Here is a 20,592-nt window from a genome sequence, read left to right as displayed (position 1 = left end):
CCGGCCTAATGCAGCAGCGCCGGCTCCACCGGCGTTGCCGGGCCCGACCCGATTTTCGGTCCGGCCCAGAACACCACGTAAAGCAGTTCGCGCCCGGAGGCGTCGGTGATCTCGATGGAGCGCGGAAGGTCCATTTCCCCGCCTTCGCCCGCGACGCGGTCGATGATGGCGCGGCCGATTTCGGCGGCATTCTGCTCGGCGGCCTCCAGATTGGCATGTTCGCTGCCATCCGGGTCGCGGATCAGTTCCTTGTCGGTGCGGTAGTGAAAGAAGTAGCGGGGCAAGATCCTCTCCAGATGAGCGGGAGAACGCAACGCGGCTGAGGCCGTTGCATCGGGCCGAGTCGGTCGCAGTCTTGCACCTTGTGCCGGGTCAGTCGAGCCCGCCGGGCTGGTGATAGCCATGCCGGTGCCACATAAGCGGCTGCCGCTCGGTTGCAGTCTCGGCCTCGATGATGGCGCCGGCAAACAGCACATGCGTGCCTGTTTCCATCGCCCCGATCACTTCGCAATCCAGCGCCGTCGCCGCGCCAAGCAGCATTGGCTGGCCCGAAGGCCACTGGCCCCATTGCCCATGCGTGAACCGGTGTTCGGCCGCCACCTTGCCGGCAAAGGCATCGGCCACCGCCGTCTGGTCGCTCGCCAGCATGGCCAGCGAAAACCCGCCAGTGCGCGCGATGAGATCGGCCAGCCGGCTGACGATATCCACCGAGATCAGCAGCGCCGGCGGGTGCGCCGACAGTGACATCACCGAGGTCATCGTGCGCCCCACGCGCTCATCGCCGCGCCGCGCCGTCACCACATGCACCGTCGATGCCATGCCCGACATGGCCGCGCGAAACTCGGCATCGCTGACGGTGGGGCGGCGAAGCGGGCGGAGCGCCATGGTGTCGGGCAGGTCGAATTCGGGCATGAGCGTAGTCATCGCGCAGAGTCGCTATCGGTGCAAACGAAGTTTGGTCTTGCCCCGCGCGGGGCAAGACCGGAACTGTCGGGTCAGGAACAAGATCAGCCGAGATTGGCTTCGGCGAACTCGTAATTGGCCAGCTTGTCGAGGAAGTTGCTCACATAGTCCGGGCGACGATTGCGGAAATCGACATAGTATGAGTGCTCCCACACATCGAGCCCGAGCAGCGGCTTGCCTTCGCCCGTGGCCAGCGGATTGGAGCCGTTCGGGGTCTTGGTGGTCTTGAGCTTGCCATCTGTGCCGAGCACCAGCCAGGCCCAGCCCGACCCAAACTGGGTGGTGGCGGCAGTCTTGAAGCTCTCCTTGAAGGCGTCGACCGAGCCGAAATCCTCGACGATCTTGGCTTCGAGCTTGCCCGGCAGCGCGCCGCCCTTCGGCGACAGCGCCTGCCAGAAGTGAATGTGGTTCCAATGCTGGCCGGCATTGTTGAAAACCGGGGCCAGATCCGCCTTGTCCTTGGCAAAAGCGACGATCTCTTCGAGCGACTTGCCCTGCAGGTCCGGGTTCTTCTCCACGAAGCCGTTAAGCGCCGTCACATAGGCCTGGTGGTGCTTGCCATGGTGCAACTCCAGGGTTTCCTGGCTCATGCCGCGCTCGGCGAGGGCATTGACGGAATAGGGCAGGGTGGGCAGCGAAAAGCTCATTTCGGGTTTCCTTTCGGTCGATTCCGGCCGCTGCGACATTGTCGACCGGCCGGTGCCTTGCGTTTTTGGCGCGAGGCGTTTAATTTCCAAGCAATGGCTTTGAAAACCCTTTCCGCTGATATGTCAAGTTCGACCTTGGAAAATGCGTCCTGGTCTCCCCGCAATCCTGCCGAGCGGGTGCTGATGACGCTCAAGATGCAGGGCGGCCTCTCTGCCGCTGCTTTGGGCGAGCGGCTCGGCACCTCGGGCGAGGCGGCGCGCCAGCAATTGGTGCGCCTTGCCGAAGAGGGTCTGGTCGAGCCACAAAGCGTGCCCGCCGGCGTTGGCCGCCCCACCCAGGTGTGGAGCCTCACCGCTGCGGCGCAGGCGCGCTTCCCCGATACCCATGCAGCGCTTACCGTGCAATTGCTCGATATCGTGCGCAGCCATCTCGGCGATGCGGCACTCGACGCCATCATTGCAGCGCGCGAGGCCGACACGCGCCGGGCCTACCTCGCCGCCACCGCGAACGCCGCCACTCTCAAGGACCGTGTCGCCGCCCTGACTGAGTTGCGCAGCGCCGAAGGCTATATGGCCGCCTGGACCGAACAGCCCGATGGCTCGCTCTTGCTCATCGAAAATCACTGCCCGATCTGCGCAGCCGCCACCGCCTGCCAGAATTTCTGCCGCGCCGAAATCGACGTGTTCCGTAGCGTTCTGGGTCCTGGCGTGGACGTCGAGCGACAGGATCATATCGTCAGCGGCGGCCGCCGCTGCACCTATTCCATCAAGGCCACCGACCATGTCTCTGCCTGAGCGTCCGCCCGAACTTACGCGCCTCACCCGCATCGGCTGGGACACGCCGGACGGCCTCGACGAGACCATGATCCGCGCCGTTGTCGATGAATTCTATGCCAGGGCCCGCCGCGACGACGTCGTCGGCCCGGTGTTCAATCGCGTCATCCCCGACGCCGAATGGCCTTCTCATCTCGCCAAGATCGCCGATTTCTGGTCCGCCATGTTGCTCGGCACCGGCCGTTTCACTGGCCGCCCCATGCCCAAGCACATGGCCATTCCCGAACTGGGCGACGCCCACTTCATGCGCTGGCTGCGCCTGTTCCGCGAAACGGTCGAAGAGCTCTGCCCACCCGCGATCTCAGCGCTCTTCATCGAACGCTCCGAACGTATCGGCAATTCCTTCCGCATGAACATCGCCATGCGCCGTGGCGAGGATATTGCCCATATGGGCCCGCTCAAGCGCGAGACCTCGCCCATCTGGAAACCGGAATGACCCGTCCCGGGCAGTGAGGCTTGCCTGTGTGGCTGACGACATCGCACACCAAACACGACGCGGCTCCTCCCCTTTTGCAGCGGAATGTTCACTTTGAGCGCGTTGAGAGGCGCTTCAGCTTCGGCGCCTGCTCTCCCTCCCCCTTCTACAGGGGGAGGTTAGGTGGGGGTGCTGCAGGTTCAGCAAACGCCCACCGGCGAACGGCCATCTCCAGGCGGTGCCCCACCTACCGCCAAACCCTTTCCAGCAGCGCCCGTGATCTCCGCACATCCGCCTCGGTCTGCGAAATAAGCGCCGCCACACTCTCGAACCGGCGCATTTCCCGCAAGCACGTCAGAACCCGGAGCGTCAGGCGCTGCCCATAGAGGTCGCCCTCAAAATCATGGATGAACACTTCGACACGCGTGCTGGTGACGTCACCAAACGTCGGGTTGAGCCCGATGCTGCAGGTGGCGCCATGCGGCCCAGCGCTGTCCCCCAGATCGACCTGGCAACAATAAACCCCGTCCGCCGGCAGCGGCGCTGACACCGCGTCCACGGCCAGGTTTGCGGTGGGAAACCCAAGCACCCGGCCGCGCTTGTCGCCATGCACCACCACACCGTCGATACGGATCGAGTGACAGTCAGGATGCGCGGGAAAGGCCAAGATACTGGCTCTGGTGAAAGACCAGCGGGGCGACATTGGGGAACACGGTGGTCTTGTGCACCTCGAAGAGGATGATCAAATGGTCGCCGCCCTCCAGCCGCGCATGGATGCTGCAGTCGAGCCATAGCGTCGCCCCGTCTATGAACAGCGCGCTGCCTTCGCCCCGGGCCAGCGAAACGCCGGCAAAGCGGTCGCCGTTGCGCGAAGACAATTGCCGCGACAGCCGTTCTTGATCGGCAGCGAGAATGCTGAGGCCGATGCGCGGCAGGCGGTCTAGCCTGGGCCAGGTGGTGGACTGGCGCGCCACGCATACCGAAACCAGCGGTGGATCCAGCGACACCGAACTGAACGAATTGACGGCAATGCCCACCGGCCCGTCCTCGTCCTCTGCGCACATGGCGACGACACCAGTAGGAAAAAGCGAGAAAGCCCGGCGCAATGCCCCTGCAGCCTCTTGATCCAACATCTCCACCCCTTGTAGTCAAATTTGATTATTTGAGATGACGCTAATCCATTTGTAAAAGGGTGGCAAGCATCAGCTCTGGCCATCACCTTGGAGACGCGTCATGTCCAACATTACCCGCCTGGTCGTGCTCGGCGCCGTGCGCCAGTTCGAACCGGTGCATGGCTACTTCCTGCGCCGCGAACTGATGACCTGGCATGTCGACGAATGGGCCAATATCCAGCCTGGCTCCATCTACAATGCACTCAAGTCGCTCAAGCAAGACGGCTATATTCAGGAGGCCGGCACGGAAGCCTCCGGCAATCGGCCCGAACGCACCACCTACCAGACAACCCCGCAGGGCGTGGTCGAACTGATGCGCCTGCTGCGCCAAACCCTCTGGACCGTCGAAACCTTCGACCCCAAGCCGGTCATGGCGCTGACCTCCTTCATGTTCCTGCTCAGCCGCCCCGAAGTCGTTGCTGCCCTGAAATTCCGCATCACCGAGATCGACGCCAAGATCGCCAGCAACGGCTTCGACATCGCCGATGTGGCCCGCTCGACCACCACGCCGGCCTATGTCCGGGAGATCTTCGAGCTCTCGAGCGTCCGCCTGCGCGCCGAACAGGAATGGGCGCGCGGGCTCTACGACCGCATTCTCGCCGGCCACTACGTCTTCGACGGCGAAGCCGGTGCGCCGGGGCGGCCATCGACTGATGTCGCCCCGGCGCCTGTCACCTAAAGCTTGCGATAGCCCGCGCCGGGGTGATCGTCGCGCAGCATCGGCGTGGGCGTGCCCAGCAGGCGTTCGCGCAGCGTGTCGCCTTCGTAATCCGATGCCGCGACGCCCCGTTCGCGCAGGATGGGCAGCACCATTTCGATGAAGTCGCGGGTCGAAGTGGGCTGAATCAGCGGGGTAAACAGGAAGCCGTCGAGATCGGTCTTTTCCGCCAGATCGCACAGGATATCGGCGATCTCCTCGGGCGTGCCGACATAGGGATTGGTGCGCACGCCATGGGCATGCCAGTCCTTGAGCACTTCACCCACGGTCTTGTCGCCGAAGCGGGCAATCTGGGTCTGCGACAGCTCGGTATGCAGATCGCTCATCTTGGTCGCCGGATCGAAGGATGACAGGTCGAGCCCCGTGAACCAGGCATAGGAGGCGACAGCCACCTCGGGCGTCTGCGCGTCGAGGATCTCCTGATGCTTGCGCTGCGCCTCTTCCCTGGTGGGCGCGACTACGCAGGAGAAGGCGCTCATCAGCTTGATCGCGTTGGCATCGCGGCCATTGGCGACGGCCTCGTCGCGGATTGATTTGACCTGCGCAGCCAGCTTTTCCGCTGTGCCGCCACCCAGGAAGATGCATTCGCCATGCTTGCCGCCAAAAGCCTTGCCGCGATCCGACGAGCCCGCCTGGAACAGCACCGGCGTGCCCTGGGGCGAATAGGAGGCGTTGCCAAAGCCATGCGAGCGGAAATAGGGGCCGTCATGGGCGATGCGGTGCACCTTGTCTGGATTGGCATAGCGCCCGGCCTTGTTGCGCTCCAGCGCGTCGCGCTCCCAGGCGCCCTCGAACAGCTTATAGACCAGCGCCATGAAGTCGTCTGCCATATTGTAGCGCTCGTCATGGGCCACCATGGGCACGCCGAAGGCCGCGACGGCAGTCTCGGCCGTGCCCGTCGTCACCACATTCCAGCCGATGCGGCCCTTGGACAGGTGGTCGAGGCTCTGCATGCGGCGCGCAAAGGCATAGGGCTGTTCGAGCAGGGTCGAGCCAGTCATGACGATGCCGAGCTTGTCGGTGGCCGAGAGCAGCGCCGCGCCGACAATGGCAGGATCGAGCCGCGGCAGGTCCAGCCCTTCGGTGTCGCAGATGTCCGGGCGCTTGCCCTTCACATCGGCCCAGCCCCAGGCGTCGGCCAGGAACAGGAAGTCGAGCTTGGCGTCCTCGCACATGCGGGCAATGTCGAGCCAATAATCGAGCGTATCGAAATTGTGCCGTTCGCTGTCGGGATGGCGCCAGGTGGACGTGCCGGAATCATTGGTCTGGGCGTTTTCGAACAGCCCAAAGCGCAGCTTTTTCATAGGTATGGTCTTTCGTGAATTGGGGAGGGTGATGGGCGCCTCAGCGCCCGATCACATCCGCGTCGCTCCACCAGAGGACGCGCTTGCGCAGCAGGGCCAGCAGCGACACCAGCACCACGCCGAGGAGACAGAGCAGGGCGATACTCGCCCAGGTGACCGGCAGGTTCGCCTGCGCCGCCGAAATGGTGACCAGCGATCCCAGGCCCGCCTGCTGGCCTGCGGCCACGAACTCGGCCACCGCCGCACCGACCACGGCCAGCGGCATGGCGATGCGCAGACCGGCAAAGACGAAGGGCATGCAGCCGGGAAACCGCAGGTCGCGGAACACTTCCCAGCGGCTGGCATGCAGCGTCTTGAACACGTCGAGCGCCTTTTGGTCGACATCGCGCAGACCGGCCAGCGAATTGACCAGCATAGGGAAGAACACCACGAGCCCGGTGACGATGTATTTGGGCAGCATGCCGAAGCCGAAGGCCACGACCAATGCCGGGGCGATGGCAACGACCGGCGTGACCATGATCACCACGATCAGCGGCATTACCGCCTTTTCGACGATCGGCAGTTCCGACATCAGCACCGCGAGCAGGAAGCCACAGAGAATGCCGGCGCCGGCGCCGATGGCGATTTCCTGGCAAGTGACCAGCATATTGGCCCAATACATGCGCGGATCGCTGGCCAGGCTGTTCCCGATGGCATCCAGCGTGGGCAGCACATAGGGGTTGTTGAGGGCCACCAGCTGCCACAGCACTGCCACCAATACGAAGGTCACCGCAGGCGGCACCCAATCGCTGACGAGTCGCGCCATCGGCGATGCGGTCCTGCGCTTGGTCTCAACGGGCGCAACCAAGGTCTCAGACATGGGCGACCTCCATCACCTTGCGCAGGGCCGAGCGCACATAGCCCTCGAGATCGCGGAAGGCGTCACTGGCATACATGGCCTCGTTGCGTGGCCGCGGCAGATCGACATCGATGATTTCCGCGACCCGCCCGGGATGGGCGGCCATCAGCACGATACGGTCCGACAGCATGATCGCTTCGGGCACCGAATGGGTCACGAACAGCACTGATTTCTGGTTCGACTGCCAGAAGTCGAGCAGCCCCATGCGCTGCTGGTCGCGGTTCATCTCGTCGAGCGCCGAGAACGGTTCGTCCATCAACAGGATGTCGGGGTCGAACACGAAGGCACGGGCAATGGCGGCGCGCTGCTGCATGCCGCCCGACAGCTGGGCCGGATAGCGATCCATCGCCTTGCCCAGGCCGAAACTGGTGAGAATTTCGCGCGGATCGCGCAATGTCCGACCGGCATTGGCTTCAGGGTTGATGCGGATCGGCAGGCTGACATTGTCGAGAATGGTCCGCCAGGGCAGAAGGGCCGGGGATTGCGGCACAAGGCCGATGGCCTTTCGACGTGCCGCTTCTTTCACCGATTTGCCATTGATGGTCACCGTGCCGCCATCGGCGGATGAAAGTCCGGCAACCACCTTGAGCAAGGTGGATTTGCCACAACCGCTGGGGCCGATCAGCGACACGAACTCACCCTTGCGGATGGTCAGCGACACCCCGTTGAGCACGGTGACGCGGGCATCGTCGGGGCCGAAGCTCTTGGTGATATTGGCGACCTCCACCCCGGCAATGCCGGGGTGTCGATCCGCGAGAGCGTGAACAGAGGCAGACATGGAAATGGTCACTGTCCCGGCCAGATCAGCGTGCCGTCCTTGTAGAGCGAGGCAACCAGATCGGGGTCCATCATCTCTTCGATGGCCGGCGGGTTCTTGAGCCCACCATATTTCTGGGCCATTTCATATTCGCTCTGCCAGCCTGCAACGGTCTGCACGCCCGGCGGGCCGAATGTGCTCGAGCGCACCCATTCCGATTCAACGCCCCAGGTGCGGGCCTGCTGCTCGCGCGGGAAGGCCGAGCCCTGGTTGTTGTCGGCGGCGAGCTTGCTGATCAGGTCGACGCATTTTTCTTCCTCGGTGAGGCAGAAATCGAGCGCCTTCAGCGTTGCACGCATGAAGTCGGCCACCGTTTCGCGATGCTCGGCCAGGAACTTGCTGTTCACTTCCATGACGTTGTAGGTGCCCTGCAGCCCCAGTTCGGACGGCAGGAATTCGCTGAATGGCAGGCCCATGGCCTTGAGCGTCTGCGGTTGGTTGGATGCATAGCCGACAATGGCATCGACCTGGCCGCGGGTAACCACGGTCGGGTCGTAATTGGTCATCTTCACCAGTTCGACCTTGTTCACATCGACGCCTGCGGCATCGAGCATGGCGAGGGCCATAGGCGTGATATTGATGAAATAACCCAGCCGCTTGCCTTCGAGATCCTTCAGCGATTTGACGCTTTCATTGGCGAAGATCGAGAACGGCGAGGTGCTGCCATAGGTGGCGACGGCCGTCAGATTGCGGCTGTTCGCGGCGGCCAGCATCACGTCCGAGGCCGAACCGAGCGCGGTAAACTGGGCCTGGCCCGACGATACCAGCAGCTGACCGTTACCGCCGGCGGCATTGATGTCGACGGTGAGGCACAGGGCATCGAAATAGCCCAGTTCCTTGGCGAGGAAAACATCGACCTGACCGGCGCTGGCGGAGTAGCCATAGCCCGAAATATAGGTAATTGTACCAGCGTCTTTGTTGCGCTGGCAGTCCTGCTCGCTGATCAGCACCGTGCCGGGGGCCGCGTCCTGGGCATGCGCGGGCATCGCGCCAGCAGCAGCCAGCGCCAACATGGCAACACTTGCCAGGCGCCGCGCATGCGGGCGTGCTCCCAGAGAAATGGGTTCAGAAGACAATAATTCCTCCCTTGTCACGTCTCGTCCTCCAACGAGACAAGGGACGCTAACATATTCAAAATTGACTATGCAAGTTTGATTTCGTCAGCGCCTTATCCCCCCTGCTTCAAACCGGGGTGATCACTGTGTCGGCGCTATTGGCAGGCGGCGAGGCGCGCATCCTGCATTCCGGCGCTTCCGTCCGCGGCCAAATCGCCCGCGCTGGCGTCGCGTTGGGCCAGAGCATTGCCGACGGCAAAGATCGTGGGTTTGGAGAGCGCAAAATTCTCGACTGCCTTGGCGGCGTCGCCGATCGTGCCGCGCCAGGTCTGCTGCGTGCTCGAACCGACGCAGGCTGCGATGACGCACGCTGTATCGGGCCCCATGCCCCCGGTCATGAGCCGCGCCACGATCTCAGGCAAGGTCCGGCGGGCCATGTAATAGACATGTGTGGTCGCGGGATCAGCGAGCGAGCGCCAGTCCAGCGTCGACGGCAGGCCACCGCGCCGCGAATGAGCGGTCACGAACCGCACCGATTGGGCATGGTCGCGATGGGTGAGGGAGACCCCGAGGCTACTTGCCAGTGCCAATGCCGTGGTGATGCCGGGGACCACGCTGACGGCGATGCCTTCGCGTTCCAGCATCTCGATTTCTTCGCCCGCACGCCCGAAGATCATCGGGTCGCCGGATTTGAGCCGCACCACGTGCTTGCCCTGCCGGGCGAGGGTCAGCATCATTGCGTTGATATCCTCCTGCGCGCAGCTTTCCCGTTGCGCCCGCTTGCCGACAAGCATGCGCTTGGCTTCGCGCCGCGCCAGTTCGAGCACTTCGCCCGAGACCAGATCGTCGAACAGGATGACATCGGCCGATTGCAGCGCACGCACGGCCTTGATCGTCAGCAGTTCCGCCTCTCCCGGACCCGCGCCCACCAGCGTAACGCGCCCTGCAGGGGGTGCAGCGGCAAAACCGGGGTCTGCGTCGGCCGGTTCGGGCGCCCGCATGCCGAAGGCGTTTTCGGCGAGTCGCTCCCAGAAGGCGCGGCGCTGCGCGCCGGGGGCGAGACGGTCCATCACTTCGTCGCGGAGCTTTGCGGCGAGTTGCGCCCAAAGCGCGAGGGTTTGGGGCAGCAGCATCTCGATGCGCCGCCGCACTGCCTGCCCGAGAATGGGCGCTGCCCCAGCGGTGGAAATCCCCACCACCACGGGCGAGCGATTCACGATGGCGCCGAATTGGAACTGGCAAAACTCCGGTCGGTCGATGACGTTATACGGGACCAATGCCGTTTTGGCGGCTGCGATGAAGGTATGGGCCTCTGCATCGTCCTCAATATCGGCAATGGCGAGAGCGGCACCGGCCAGATCGTGGGGCGTCCAGTGGCGGCGACTTATGGTGACGGATGTGGCAGGACGTGCGGCCAGCTCCTCGCAAACCTCCTCCGCAAAGACCTCCACCTGCGCCCCCGCCGCGGCAAGCAGCTCGATCTTCCACGCCGCCGGCTCGCCCCCGCCAATCACCACCACGCGCTTGCCATTGAGGTCGAAGAACACCGGCAAGACGGCGAGCGGCGCGATACGGGCTTTATTCGGCTGCGGCGAGACGGTTTGCATCGACAATGCTCCTGATTTCGGCGCGGCAAGAGCCGCAATTGGTGCCGGCGCGGGTCAGCGCGCCGACCGCTTCGACGGAACTGCAGCCTTGGCGGCTCACCACCTCGGCGATGGTGTTGATGCCCACGCCAAAGCACGAACACACAATGGCCCCGCCATCGGGTGTGTCCGCCCCGGGTCGCCCGGCCAGCACTTTCGAGGCAGAAAGGTCGCTTTGGGCCAGCAGCCCTACCGCCCATTGCCGCGAAACAAGCACCGGGTCGGGCGATGTGTAGAGCGCGGCGACCAGCCGGCCGTCTTCGACGAGCGCAAAGGCGCGTCGGCCCGAGCTGTCGTCGCGCAGGGATTGAAAGCCGACTTCGGTGCCGAAAGTCTTGGCGAGGAAGGCGGCCCAGTCCCCGGGCTCTGCGAAAAAGCCCAACTCGCCCCGCCAGCCGCCTTGCGCCGGGGCCAGTGCCCAGTAATCGGTGGCAAGGTCGGGTTTCATTGTGGCGACGAAAAAGCCATAGAGTTGCACTGCTGCCGGCTCGGCATGAACCACCGCCATCTTCAAGGCCGGCTGGCCGGAGACCGGATCGGTTTTGCCTGCAACCAGCGCGTCAATGCGGCCATTGCCGGCAAATTGGTCGGTCCAGTGCATGGGCGAGAACAATTGGCCCCGGCTTTGCCTGTCGGTCACCAGCGCCCGTACCAGCACATGGCCATGCGGACTCGAGAGGCGGACGAGACTGGCCCGACGAATGCCCAGCGCTTCAGCATCCGCCGGATGAATCTCGACAAAGGGTTCCGCCATATGCGCCGAGAGGCGCGCGGCTTTGCCGGTGCGGGTCATGGTGTGCCAGTGATCGCGCACCCGCCCGGTATTGAGGAGGAAGCTGCCCGGCGCGAGGGCAAAGGCCGGCGGCGGTTGAATCGGCACGAAGCGCGCCTTGCCGTCCGCCGTGAAGAATTTTCCATCGGCGAACAGTCGTGCGACGGACTTGCCACGTACCGGCCACTGCACCGGCGCCAGACTCTCATAGTCTGCATCGACGAGCCCGGAGAGATCGAAATCGCGGCGGCCCTCGTTCTCGAAGCCCGCGAGCGCGACATGTTCGGCAAAGATTTCGCCCGGCGCTTCGTAGTCGAACGCCCGACCATGTCCCATGCGATGCGCTACTTGCCCAATGATCCACCAATCGGGCCGCGCCTCGCCGGGCAGGGGCAGGAACGGCCGCTGCCGCGAAATGCGGCGCTCCGAATTGGTCACCGTCCCATCTTTCTCGCCCCATCCGGCGGCGGGCAGCCTGACATGCGCCAGCGCCATCGTATCGGTGTGCCGGTTCATGTCGGAAACGACGACCAGTGGGCATGTGGCAAGTGCGGTGCGCACGGCATTGGCCTCGGGCATGGAATCCACCGGATTGGTGGCCATGATCCACACGGCCTTGATCTCGCCCCGCGCCATGGCCGCGAAGAGATCGACGGCCTTGAGGCCAGGCTTGCTGGCCATGCGCGGCGCGCCCCAGAAGCGCGACACCCGCTCGATATCCTCAGGCACAAACTCCATATGCGCCGCCAGCATATTAGCCAGCCCGCCCACTTCGCGCCCACCCATGGCATTGGGCTGGCCGGTCACCGAAAACGGGCCCATGCCCGGATAGCCGATCCGCCCCGTGGCCAGGTGGCAATTGATGATGGCATTGACCTTGTCGGTGCCGCTGGCCGACTGGTTCACCCCTTGCGAATAGACGGTGACCACCCGACGCGTCCGCGCAAACAGTTCATAGAAGCGGGCGATCGAAACCGCCGACAGCGCCGTCGCACCGGCGACCCGTTCGATGCTCCAGTCCTCCGCTGCCAGCAGCGCCGCTTCGAACCCGGATGTATGCGCAGCGATATAGCTGCTATCGATCACGCCCAATCGGTCGAGATGGGCCAGCAGTCCCACGAACAAGGCGCCGTCCCCATCGGGCGCCACCGGCAGATGCAGATCGGCAATGTCGTTGGTGACGGTACGACGCGGATCGATGAGCACGATTTTCATCTGCGGCCGCTGGGCCCGGGCCGCGACGATGCGCTGGTAGAGCACCGGGTGGCACCAGGCCAGATTGGAACCTACCATCACGATGAGGTCGGCTTCTTCAAGATCCTCGTAATTGCCCGGCACCGTATCCGACCCAAAGGCCCGCTTGTGCCCGGCGACTGATGAAGCCATGCACAGCCGCGAATTGGTGTCGATATTGGCCGAGCCGATGAAGCCTTTCATCAGCTTGTTGGCGAGATAATAATCCTCGGTCAGCAGCTGGCCCGAGCCGTAAATAGCAACGGAGTCGGGACCATGCTCGCTCACAGCGGACATGAAGCCCTTGGCGACGTGGTCGAGCGCCTCGTCCCAAGTGACTCTGGCATCACCGATTTCCGGATGCAGCAATCGCCCCTCGAGCGACAACGTCTCGCCCAGTGCCGAGCCTTTGGAGCAGAGGCGTCCAAAATTTGCCGGATGCTCGGGATCGCCAGCGATGGTGACTGAGCCGTCTGGCTGGGGCGTGGCGAGGACGCCGCAGCCAACGCCGCAATAGGGGCAGGTGGTGCGGGTGGTCATGGCGAGAACTCCCCCTCATCCGGCGCTTCGCGCCACCTTCTCCCCGAGAGGGGGAAGAATGGCCCGGTGTCCACTCTTATTCCTCTCCCTCTCGGGGAGAGGGTGGATCGCGCGCAGCGCGAGACGGGTGAGGGGGACTCTGCCATCACTCAGCCGCCACCAGCATCAGAACATCGGGTGCAATCAAAATCCGCCCATTCACGACCTGAACAGGATAAGTCCGCACCTTGCCCTCGTCGGCGCCTTGGGCCTCGCCGGTCGCGAGGTCGAAAACCCAGTTGTGCAGTGGGCATGTGACGGAGGCGCCGTGCACGATCCCCTCGGCCAGTGGGCCGCCCTTGTGCGGGCAGCGATTGTCCATGGCGAAGACCTGATTGTCCGCCGTGCGGAACACGGCGATCTTGCCGTTGGGCGTGTTGACGCAGCGGGCGCCGCGCGCCGGCACGGCATGCATGTCGCCGATATCGATCCAGTCGGTCATCGCCCTTACTCCGCCGCCTGTGGCAGCCCGAATTCGGCCATGGCGGCGAATTCATGGGCATCCTTGCCGTTGACGCGTTCTTCCCAGGGATCAACCTGGGCAAATTGCTGCGAATAGGCAAAGCGCTCGGCATAGTGACGGCGCTTGGCGAGGTCATCGATGATGGCGCCCTTGATCGTGTCCACGCCGACTCGCTTGGCCCATTTGTAGATGCGTTCCAGGTAATGGCCCTGTTCGCGATAGATCTGCGTCAGGGCCGTGATGATCTCGAGCGCCTCATCCTCGCTGTCTGCATGGCCGAGCAGTTCGGTGCCCTTGATGTCGAGGCCCGCCGCGCCGGCAAAATGGATGTCGTAGCCCGAATCCACGCAGATGACGCCGATATCCTTGCAGGTGGCTTCGGCGCAATTGCGCGGGCAGCCGGACACCGCGAGCTTGAGTTTTGCTGGCGTCCACGCCCCCCACATGAACTTTTCGATGCGAATGCCGAGGCCGGTGGAATCCTGCGTGCCGAAGCGGCACCAGTCCGAACCGACGCAGGTTTTGACCGTGCGCAGCCCCTTCGCATAGGCCGCGCCCGAGACCATGCCAGCCGCATTGAGATCGGCCCACACGGCGGGCAGATCCTCTTTCTTGACGCCGAGCAGGTCGATGCGCTGGCCGCCGGTGACCTTCACAGCCGGTATGGCAAACTTGTCGGCGACATCGGCAATGGCGCGCAATTCCTTGGGGTTGGTCATGCCGCCCCACATCCGCGGAACGACCGAATAGGTGCCGTCCTTCTGAATATTGGCGTGGACGCGCTCATTGATGAAACGGGACTGATTGTCGTCCTCATATTCACCCGGCCAGTCGGCCACGAGGTAGTAGTTGAGGGCAGGCCTGCACTTGGCGCAGCCGCAGGAGGTCTTCCACTCGAGTTCCTGCATCACCTCGGGGATGGATTTCAGCCCCTTGGCCTGAATGAGTCGCCTGACATCGCCGTGGCTATATTCGGTGCATGGGCACATCGGCTTGACGGCGGCGGGGTTGTAGCTGTCGCCCAGGGTGATCGCCATGAGCTTTTCAACCAGATGCGTGCAGGAGCCGCAGGAGGCCGAGGCCTTGGTGTGGGCGCGCACACCGTCGAGATCGGTCAGGCCTTTGGAGACGATCGCGCCAGTGATCGCTCCCTTGCAGACGCCGTTGCAGCCACAGATTTCTGCATCATCCGGCAAGGCTGCAACGGCCGCCATAGGGTCCAGGGCGGCACCGCCCTGATAGGCCTGGCCGAAGATCAGCGTGTCCCGCATTTCCCGTGTATCGGTGCCCTTGCGGATCATGTCGAAGAACCACGGGCCGTCCCCGGTTTCGCCATAGAGCACCGCGCCGATGACGCGATCGTCCTTGAGCACCAGGCGCTTGTAGACGCCTGACGTCGCATCGCGCAGCACGATTTCCTCGCGGTCCTCGGCATCGGCGAAATCGCCCGCGGAATAGACCGATACGCCGGTCACCTTGAGCTGGGTCGCGGTCTGCACCGGGCGGAAGGCGGCGTCGGTTTTCGCCAGCGTCTTTGCCAGCACCTTGGCTTGGTCGTACAAGGGCGCCACCAGGCCATAGACGATCTTTTCGTGCTCGACGCATTCGCCCAGCGCGAAAATGTCGGGGTCCGACGTCACCATCTGGTCGCTGACCACGATGCCCCGCTCGACATGCAGGCCCGCATCCACGGCAAGCCGGGTTTCGGGGCGGATGCCCGCCGCCATCACCACGATATCGGCGCAATAGGTGGTGCCATCGTCGAGCACCACCGCTTCCACCGCGTTCTGGCCCAAAATGGCTTTCGTCTGCGCCTTGCAGTGAACCTTGATACCGCGCGCCTCGAGATCACGTTGCAGCAGATAGCCGGCGGCCGGATCGAGCTGACGGTCCATGACATGACCGGCGATGTGCAGCACGACCACCTCCATGCCACGCAGTCGCAGGGCGGCAGCAGCTTCGAGGCCAAGCAGGCCACCGCCGATAATGACCGCCTTTGCGTTGGGGCGTTGCGCCGCCTCGACCATGGCATTGACGTCATCGAGATCTCGGAACGCCATGACCCCCGGCAAATCCTTGCCGGGCAGGGGGATGATGAACGGCGCCGAGCCGGTGGCGATGATCAGCTTGTCATAAGGCGTTTCGCCATGGCGCGAGACCACCACTTTGCGCTGGCGGTCGATCGCCGTCACCGTTTCACCGAAACGCGTGCTGACCCCATGCGCCGCGTACCAGGCAGTGTCGTGGGTGATGATCTGCTCATAGGCTTTCTCGCCGCCGAGGACGGGCGACAGCATCAGCCGATTATAATTGCCGCGCGGCTCGGCGCCGAACAGGGTCACATCGAAGCGGCCATGCGCCTCTTCGAAGATATGTTCGAGCGCGCGACCCGAGGCCATGCCGGCGCCGATGACCACCAGCCTTTCGGTACGCGTAGCAGAGGGCAGGGTTTCGGAGGCGAGCATGTCCATCTGTTCGCCCTCACGCCGCTTCCACGAAGCGGTGACGCTCGTAGAGGAATTTGAGCACCGCTTCGCGACACTTGAGGTATGTCCGGTCCCCGGCCAGATCGAGCCGCTTGCGGGGCCGTTCCAACGGTACGTCGAGCACCTCGCCGATCGTCGCTGCCGGACCATTGGTCATCATCACAATGCGGTCCGACAGCAGCACGGCCTCGTCCACATCATGGGTGATCATGATCATGGTGTTGCCGAGCCGGGCGTGGATTTCCATCATCTGGTCCTGCAGATGCGCCCGGGTCAGCGCATCGAGCGCGCCGAAAGGCTCGTCGAGCAGCAGGATTTTCGGCTCCATCGCCAGCGCCCTGGCAATGCCGACGCGTTGTTTCATACCGCCCGAAATCTCGTTCGGACGCTTGTCCCTGGCATGGGCCATCTGCACCAGATTGAGATTGTCCATGATCCACTCATGGCGTTCGGCGGCCGATTTCGTGCGTCCAAAAACCTTGGCGACGGCCAGATTGACGTTCTCATAGACGGTCAGCCACGGCAGCAATGAATGGTTCTGGAACACCACGGCGCGGTCCGGGCCCGGCTTGTGGACCTCGGCATTCTCCAGAACGATGCCGCCCGTGCTCACCTCGGTCAGTCCGGCCACGAGGTTGAGCAGGGTGGACTTGCCGCATCCGGAATGCCCGATGATCGACACGAACTCGCCCTTGTCGATGTGGAGGTTGATGTCACGCAACACTTCGGTGCTGGCCGCGCCACGGGTGAAACTTTTGCCGACGGCCGAGATTTGCAGATAGGTCATGGGTGATGTCCTTAGCTGGCGCTGACGCCGCGGGTGACGATAGTGCCGACCAGCGCCACGAGCCGGTCGAGGACGAAACCGACGACGCCGATATAGACGAGCGCCACGATGATGTCGGTGAGGCGGGAGCTGTTCCAGGCGTCCCAGATGAAGAAGCCGATGCCGACACCGCCGGTCAGCATTTCGGCCGCGACGATAGCCAGCCAGGAGAGGCCGACGCCGATGCGCAGCCCGGAAAAGATGTAGGGCGCGGCCGCGGGCACCATGATCTTGGTGAAGAACTCGAACTGGTTGAGCTGCAGCACCCGGGCGACGTTGCGATAATCCTGCGGGATATTGCGCACGCCCACGGCGGTATTAATGATGACCGGCCAGATGGCGGTGATGAAGATCACGAAAATCGCCGAGGGACCGCTATCCATGAAGGCCGCCAGCGAAATCGGCAGCCAGGCCAGCGGCGGCACGGTGCGCAGGATCTGGAAGATCGGGTCGAGCCCCCGCATCATCCATATCGATTGACCGATCACAGCCCCGATCCCGACGCCGACCACGGCGGCGAGCCCAAATCCGATGGCCACCCGCTGCAGCGAGGTCAGCACCCGCAGGCCCAGCCCCATATCCTGCGATCCATAGACGAAGAACGGATCGACGATGAGATCGTAGCTCTGGTTCCAAACTTCGCTCGGCGGGGGCAGCGACGAGCCTGGCTGTGAGAAAATGACCTGCCAGACCACCAGCAGAATGGCGAGCACGATCAATGGAGGAATGACGTTGCGAGCCACATTGGCGCCGATGGCGGCATAGTCGATTTTGCGCGCAGCTGGCGCAATGGCGGTCACGGTGGCTGGTTTGCCTTTGAGGGGCAGGGTGGTGATATTGCTGTCGTCGGTGGCGGGCAGGGTCATGGGGCTCTCCCTTGCGGAAATCACGAAGGGACCGGCGCCGCAGCGCCGGTCAGGGCGTCACGCCAGCGTCTTGATGTCGAGACTGTCGAGATAGGCTTGCGGATCGGCGGGATCGAAGACCTTGCCGTCGAAGAAGGTTTCGGTGCCACGGCTATCGCCCGATGGCAGCCCGGAGGCCCCGAGTTCGCTGGCGGCCTCCAGCCAGAGGTCGGAGCGGTTGGTCTGGTCCACCAGCGCCTTCACATCCGTATCGGCGGGGAAATAGCCCCAGCGGATATTTTCGGTCATGAACCAGGTGTCGAGGCTCTTCCAGGGATAGGACGCGGCGCCGCCTTCGCCCCAGAATTTCATGTAGAGATTGGTGCCGGTTTCGACCCGGCCATTGCCGTAATTGATGTCACCCTTGATGCGCCCGATAATGTCGGCCACGGGCACGTTATACCATTGGCGTCGACCGATGATCTCCGCCATCTCCTGCTTGTTTTCCATGGCCTCGCACCATTGCTGGGCTTCCATCACCGCCATCAGGATCGCCTTTGTTGCCTGCGGATTGGCGTCGACCCAGTCCGCGCGCATGCCCAGCACTTTCTCGGGATGGTTGAACCAGAGCTCGCCCGTCGTGGCGGCGGTGAAGCCAATGCCCTGATTGACCAGCTGTTCGTTCCACGGCTCGCCCACGCAGAACGCGTCCATGGTGCCGACCTTCATATTGGCCACCATCTGCGGCGGCGGCACCACGATGACATTGACATCGACATTGGGCACGATGCCGCCGGCCGCCAGCCAGTAGCGCATCCACAGATCATGCGTGCCACCCGGGAAGGTCATGGCAACCGAGGGGTCGCCACCCGCCGCCCGCTTTGCGGCAAAAGCCTCCTTGAGCGGGCTGGAATCGAGGCCCACGCCGGTCTCGGCATATTCCTGCGCCACCGACAGGCCCTGGCAGTCCTCGTTGAGGTTGAGCAGTGTGTACATCGGCAGCTTCTGATTGTTCTGCATCACCGCGCCGGACGAGTAGAGATGCACCTTCGGCCGCAGGATATGGCCCCCATCGATGCCGCCATTGGCTGAACCGAGCGCCATGTTGTCACGCGTCGCGCCCCAGCTGGCCTGCTTTTCGACGGCCATGTCGGGCAGGCCATGCTTGTCGAACAGGCCCTTTTCCTTGGCGATGATCAGCGGCGCGGAATCGGTGAGTGCGATATAGCCGAGCTTGGTACCGGACACTTCAGGGCCCGTCCCCTGCGCGAAGGCACCGGCAGGAAACAGCGTCTTCGCCGCCAGCAGGGTCGCAGCCGTGGCCGAAGCGCCTTTGAGGAAGGATCGGCGGGTAGTCGTCGTCAGGGTCATCGCATTCTCCAGTTGCACCGAGCGACAAAACAAAAAGGCTGCCAACGGGATACGAGCCGGTGTGAACCGGTCGAACCTGTTGGCAGCCTTGCCTTTGGACGCCCAACGCTGGACGTCGACACCGAAGAGCGTCTTGGGAGGAGCTCATTCGCCAATAGCATTGCACGAAGCGTGCCAAATCCTGGCGGGAGCAGAAATTATATTGATTACAATGGTATAGGCTGTCGGGCGGCGTATGTGACCTCTACGCCTTTAACGCAGCCGCGGCTCACTCTGGCAGCATCATGCACAAAATATATGCGCATGTTGAATTTGGTGAATTCACGTGCAGGCCATCACGGCGATTGGCGCGTAATGTAGTCCTCGAGTGCGGCAGGATCAAAAATCTGGCCGTCGAAAAACAGGTTCGGCCCCAGTTGCAGGTCCCCGTTCAGCGCCGCAACCGGGTGCGCAACGGCCTGGTCGCCATCCCGACGATAGTCCTCCGCCGGCACGGCAATCCCCAGCGGTAACAGCGCGGCCCGATAGAGATCTGGCCGGAAGGTGTCGGCGGCGATGGCGGCTTTCGCCGCGCTGAAATCCACTTCGCCCCAGCGCACCATCTGGCTGTAGTACCAGAGCGCATGGCTCTTCCAGGGGAAGTTGGCCGCGCCTGCATGCGGGATGAAGTAGTCGGGGATGGAAACAAGCTGCGCTCCACCATCGATCTGCCCGGTCAGGGCTCGGGCCACGATCTCTGTGGGCAGGTCGAGATAGGCCGGGCGCGCCATGATATCGGCCGCCGCAAGGCGATTGCCCGGCGCCTGCGCCCAAAGCGCCGCCTTGTAGATGGCGCGAATGATAGCCGCGACGGTGTCTGGGTTCCGCTCGGCCCAGTCGGCCCGCATGCCGATCAGCTTGTCCGGGCTCCACTGCCAGATCGAGGCCTTGGTCGTGGCGATCCGGCCGCCATGCCGCGACACGCCGACACTGTTCCAGGGCTCGCCGACACAATAGCCGTCGAGCCCGCCGGCGCCGAGTGCCTCAGGTAGGAGAGGGGGTGGCAGTACCACGATCTCGACGTCCTGGTCTGGCTTTATGCCGCTCGCGGCCAGCCAGTAGCGCAGTTCGTAATTATGCGACGACGTCTGGTGCACCACGCCAAAGCGCAGCTTGCGCGGCGAAGTGCCAATCACTTTGGCAAGTGCCGTGCCCGCCGGTCCGGCCTCGAGGTTGCCCGGAGCGCCCGCTGCGGCCATGTCCTGCCATAGCGAAGCGCTGACGGTGATGGCATTGTTGCCCAGCCCGGCCATGACCGGGGCGATCATCCTGCTGGCGAGCGGCGTCAGTCCCAGATTGGCCGCCAATGGCATCGGCGCCAGCATCAGTGCAATGTCGAAATGCCCGAGCGCCGCGCGGTCGCGAATGTTCGCCCATGAGGTTTCGCGCGTCAGCGCCAGGTCGAACCCCTCCTCATCGGCAAACCCCATTTCGTGGGCCAGAACCAGAAGCAGGCTGTCGAGCAGGGGGAGGAAGCCGGCGGTGAGCAGCGGACGAGACATGAGCATT

At 63.7% G+C, this 20,592-nt stretch carries 20 protein-coding genes; 3 read left to right on the top strand and 17 right to left on the bottom strand.

Translation table 11 applies throughout. From position 1 onward, the window contains the following. Window positions 1-5 precede the first annotated feature (5 nt). The 3 genes from DEVEQU_RS11430 to DEVEQU_RS11420 form a co-directional block, all read right to left on the bottom strand. Window positions 6-284, bottom strand: a complete 279-nt coding sequence (locus DEVEQU_RS11430; protein WP_126150711.1) for a DUF6894 family protein — start codon at window positions 282-284, stop codon at window positions 6-8. Between the two features lie 88 nt (window positions 285-372). Further along, window positions 373-924, bottom strand: a complete 552-nt coding sequence (locus tag DEVEQU_RS11425; RefSeq protein ID WP_223214193.1) for a flavin reductase family protein — start codon at window positions 922-924, stop codon at window positions 373-375. Between the two features lie 83 nt (window positions 925-1,007). Beyond that, complete coding sequence (locus DEVEQU_RS11420) at window positions 1,008-1,610, bottom strand: superoxide dismutase (RefSeq protein ID WP_126150710.1); 603 nt, start codon at window positions 1,608-1,610, stop codon at window positions 1,008-1,010. Window positions 1,611-1,793: 183 nt separating this feature from the next. On the opposite strand from DEVEQU_RS11420, the gene DEVEQU_RS11415 reads away from it, so the two are divergent. Both DEVEQU_RS11415 and DEVEQU_RS11410 read left to right on the top strand, forming a co-directional pair. Then, the gene (locus tag DEVEQU_RS11415) at window positions 1,794-2,405 is read left to right on the top strand and encodes a helix-turn-helix transcriptional regulator (RefSeq protein WP_223214192.1); all 612 of its coding nucleotides are present in this window, start codon (window positions 1,794-1,796) and stop codon (window positions 2,403-2,405) included. Further along, a complete protein-coding gene (locus tag DEVEQU_RS11410) occupies window positions 2,392-2,880 on the top strand; it encodes a group III truncated hemoglobin (RefSeq protein ID WP_126150708.1) in 489 nt (162 codons plus the stop codon). Before DEVEQU_RS11415 ends, DEVEQU_RS11410 begins: the two co-directional genes overlap by 14 nt. Before the next feature lie 226 nt (window positions 2,881-3,106). Here the strand turns inward: DEVEQU_RS11410 and DEVEQU_RS11405 are convergent, their stop codons facing one another. Both DEVEQU_RS11405 and DEVEQU_RS11400 read right to left on the bottom strand, forming a co-directional pair. Continuing rightward, complete coding sequence (locus DEVEQU_RS11405; RefSeq protein ID WP_206437835.1) at window positions 3,107-3,526, bottom strand: riboflavin kinase; 420 nt, start codon at window positions 3,524-3,526, stop codon at window positions 3,107-3,109. After that, window positions 3,504-3,923 (bottom strand): flavin reductase family protein, encoded by a 420-nt coding sequence (locus tag DEVEQU_RS11400; protein WP_206437834.1) that lies wholly within the window; start codon window positions 3,921-3,923, stop codon window positions 3,504-3,506. Before DEVEQU_RS11400 ends, DEVEQU_RS11405 begins: the two co-directional genes overlap by 23 nt. Window positions 3,924-4,092: 169 nt before the next feature. Here DEVEQU_RS11400 and DEVEQU_RS11395 point away from each other — a divergent pair, with 169 nt between their 5' ends. After that, window positions 4,093-4,710: a PadR family transcriptional regulator gene (locus DEVEQU_RS11395; protein ID WP_126150705.1), complete on the top strand. Its 618-nt coding sequence runs from the start codon at window positions 4,093-4,095 to the stop codon at window positions 4,708-4,710. Here DEVEQU_RS11395 and DEVEQU_RS11390 read toward each other — a convergent pair. The 12 genes from DEVEQU_RS11390 to DEVEQU_RS11335 all read right to left on the bottom strand — a co-directional run bounded on the left by DEVEQU_RS11390 (window position 4,707) and on the right by DEVEQU_RS11335 (window position 20,585). After that, on the bottom strand, window positions 4,707-6,053 hold the full coding sequence (locus DEVEQU_RS11390; protein ID WP_126150704.1) for an NtaA/DmoA family FMN-dependent monooxygenase: 1,347 nt from the start codon (window positions 6,051-6,053) through the stop codon (window positions 4,707-4,709). The genes DEVEQU_RS11395 and DEVEQU_RS11390 overlap by 4 nt on opposite strands. 40 nt (window positions 6,054-6,093) lie before the next feature. Then, complete coding sequence (locus DEVEQU_RS11385) at window positions 6,094-6,912, bottom strand: ABC transporter permease (protein ID WP_126150703.1); 819 nt, start codon at window positions 6,910-6,912, stop codon at window positions 6,094-6,096. Then, complete coding sequence (locus DEVEQU_RS11380; RefSeq protein WP_126150702.1) at window positions 6,905-7,729, bottom strand: ABC transporter ATP-binding protein; 825 nt, start codon at window positions 7,727-7,729, stop codon at window positions 6,905-6,907. Before DEVEQU_RS11380 ends, DEVEQU_RS11385 begins: the two co-directional genes overlap by 8 nt. A gap of 8 nt (window positions 7,730-7,737) precedes the next feature. Further along, window positions 7,738-8,844: an ABC transporter substrate-binding protein gene (locus DEVEQU_RS11375; protein ID WP_206437833.1), complete on the bottom strand. Its 1,107-nt coding sequence runs from the start codon at window positions 8,842-8,844 to the stop codon at window positions 7,738-7,740. A gap of 134 nt (window positions 8,845-8,978) precedes the next feature. Continuing rightward, the gene (cysG, locus tag DEVEQU_RS11370) at window positions 8,979-10,430 is read right to left on the bottom strand and encodes a siroheme synthase CysG (RefSeq protein WP_126150701.1); all 1,452 of its coding nucleotides are present in this window, start codon (window positions 10,428-10,430) and stop codon (window positions 8,979-8,981) included. After that, entirely contained in the window at window positions 10,402-13,014 is a 2,613-nt protein-coding gene (locus tag DEVEQU_RS11365) for a nitrate reductase (protein ID WP_126150700.1), read from the bottom strand. The genes cysG and DEVEQU_RS11365 overlap by 29 nt, the downstream gene beginning before the upstream one ends. Window positions 13,015-13,159: 145 nt before the next feature. After that, the gene (nirD, locus tag DEVEQU_RS11360; RefSeq protein WP_126150699.1) at window positions 13,160-13,495 is read right to left on the bottom strand and encodes a nitrite reductase small subunit NirD; all 336 of its coding nucleotides are present in this window, start codon (window positions 13,493-13,495) and stop codon (window positions 13,160-13,162) included. Between the two features lie 5 nt (window positions 13,496-13,500). Beyond that, a complete protein-coding gene (nirB, locus tag DEVEQU_RS11355; RefSeq protein WP_223214191.1) occupies window positions 13,501-15,987 on the bottom strand; it encodes a nitrite reductase large subunit NirB in 2,487 nt (828 codons plus the stop codon). Between the two features lie 10 nt (window positions 15,988-15,997). Then, window positions 15,998-16,789, bottom strand: a complete 792-nt coding sequence (locus tag DEVEQU_RS11350; protein ID WP_126150698.1) for an ABC transporter ATP-binding protein — start codon at window positions 16,787-16,789, stop codon at window positions 15,998-16,000. An 11-nt stretch (window positions 16,790-16,800) separates the two neighbouring features. Further along, complete coding sequence (ntrB, locus tag DEVEQU_RS11345; RefSeq protein ID WP_126150697.1) at window positions 16,801-17,694, bottom strand: nitrate ABC transporter permease; 894 nt, start codon at window positions 17,692-17,694, stop codon at window positions 16,801-16,803. 57 nt (window positions 17,695-17,751) lie between these two features. Further along, on the bottom strand, window positions 17,752-19,044 hold the full coding sequence (locus tag DEVEQU_RS11340) for a CmpA/NrtA family ABC transporter substrate-binding protein (protein ID WP_126150696.1): 1,293 nt from the start codon (window positions 19,042-19,044) through the stop codon (window positions 17,752-17,754). Window positions 19,045-19,379: 335 nt separating this feature from the next. Continuing rightward, window positions 19,380-20,585, bottom strand: a complete 1,206-nt coding sequence (locus DEVEQU_RS11335; RefSeq protein WP_126150695.1) for a CmpA/NrtA family ABC transporter substrate-binding protein — start codon at window positions 20,583-20,585, stop codon at window positions 19,380-19,382. Window positions 20,586-20,592: the final 7 nt, after the last annotated feature.

The organism is Devosia equisanguinis, assembly GCF_900631955.1.
In the GTDB taxonomy this organism is placed as follows: Bacteria; Pseudomonadota; Alphaproteobacteria; order Rhizobiales; family Devosiaceae; genus Devosia; species Devosia equisanguinis.
The sequence above is the reverse complement of the archived record's forward strand: the minus strand, read 5'-3'. Positions and strand labels throughout refer to the sequence as shown.

Coding starts and splice junctions, on each gene's coding strand:
- DEVEQU_RS11350 (WP_126150698.1), bottom strand. CDS start 16,789: ATGACCTATCTGCAAATCTCGGCCGTCGGCAAAAGTTTCACCCGTGGC.
- DEVEQU_RS11395 (WP_126150705.1), top strand. CDS start 4,093: ATGTCCAACATTACCCGCCTGGTCGTGCTCGGCGCCGTGCGCCAGTTC.
- DEVEQU_RS11420 (WP_126150710.1), bottom strand. CDS start 1,610: ATGAGCTTTTCGCTGCCCACCCTGCCCTATTCCGTCAATGCCCTCGCC.
- DEVEQU_RS11400 (WP_206437834.1), bottom strand. CDS start 3,923: ATGTGCGCAGAGGACGAGGACGGGCCGGTGGGCATTGCCGTCAATTCG.
- DEVEQU_RS11410 (WP_126150708.1), top strand. CDS start 2,392: ATGTCTCTGCCTGAGCGTCCGCCCGAACTTACGCGCCTCACCCGCATC.
- DEVEQU_RS11415 (WP_223214192.1), top strand. CDS start 1,794: ATGACGCTCAAGATGCAGGGCGGCCTCTCTGCCGCTGCTTTGGGCGAG.
- nirB (WP_223214191.1), bottom strand. CDS start 15,987: ATGGACATGCTCGCCTCCGAAACCCTGCCCTCTGCTACGCGTACCGAA.
- cysG (WP_126150701.1), bottom strand. CDS start 10,430: ATGCAAACCGTCTCGCCGCAGCCGAATAAAGCCCGTATCGCGCCGCTC.
- nirD (WP_126150699.1), bottom strand. CDS start 13,495: ATGACCGACTGGATCGATATCGGCGACATGCATGCCGTGCCGGCGCGC.
- ntrB (WP_126150697.1), bottom strand. CDS start 17,694: ATGACCCTGCCCGCCACCGACGACAGCAATATCACCACCCTGCCCCTC.
- DEVEQU_RS11365 (WP_126150700.1), bottom strand. CDS start 13,014: ATGACCACCCGCACCACCTGCCCCTATTGCGGCGTTGGCTGCGGCGTC.
- DEVEQU_RS11425 (WP_223214193.1), bottom strand. CDS start 924: ATGACTACGCTCATGCCCGAATTCGACCTGCCCGACACCATGGCGCTC.
- DEVEQU_RS11340 (WP_126150696.1), bottom strand. CDS start 19,044: ATGACCCTGACGACGACTACCCGCCGATCCTTCCTCAAAGGCGCTTCG.
- DEVEQU_RS11380 (WP_126150702.1), bottom strand. CDS start 7,729: ATGTCTGCCTCTGTTCACGCTCTCGCGGATCGACACCCCGGCATTGCC.
- DEVEQU_RS11390 (WP_126150704.1), bottom strand. CDS start 6,053: ATGAAAAAGCTGCGCTTTGGGCTGTTCGAAAACGCCCAGACCAATGAT.
- DEVEQU_RS11335 (WP_126150695.1), bottom strand. CDS start 20,585: ATGTCTCGTCCGCTGCTCACCGCCGGCTTCCTCCCCCTGCTCGACAGC.
- DEVEQU_RS11385 (WP_126150703.1), bottom strand. CDS start 6,912: ATGTCTGAGACCTTGGTTGCGCCCGTTGAGACCAAGCGCAGGACCGCA.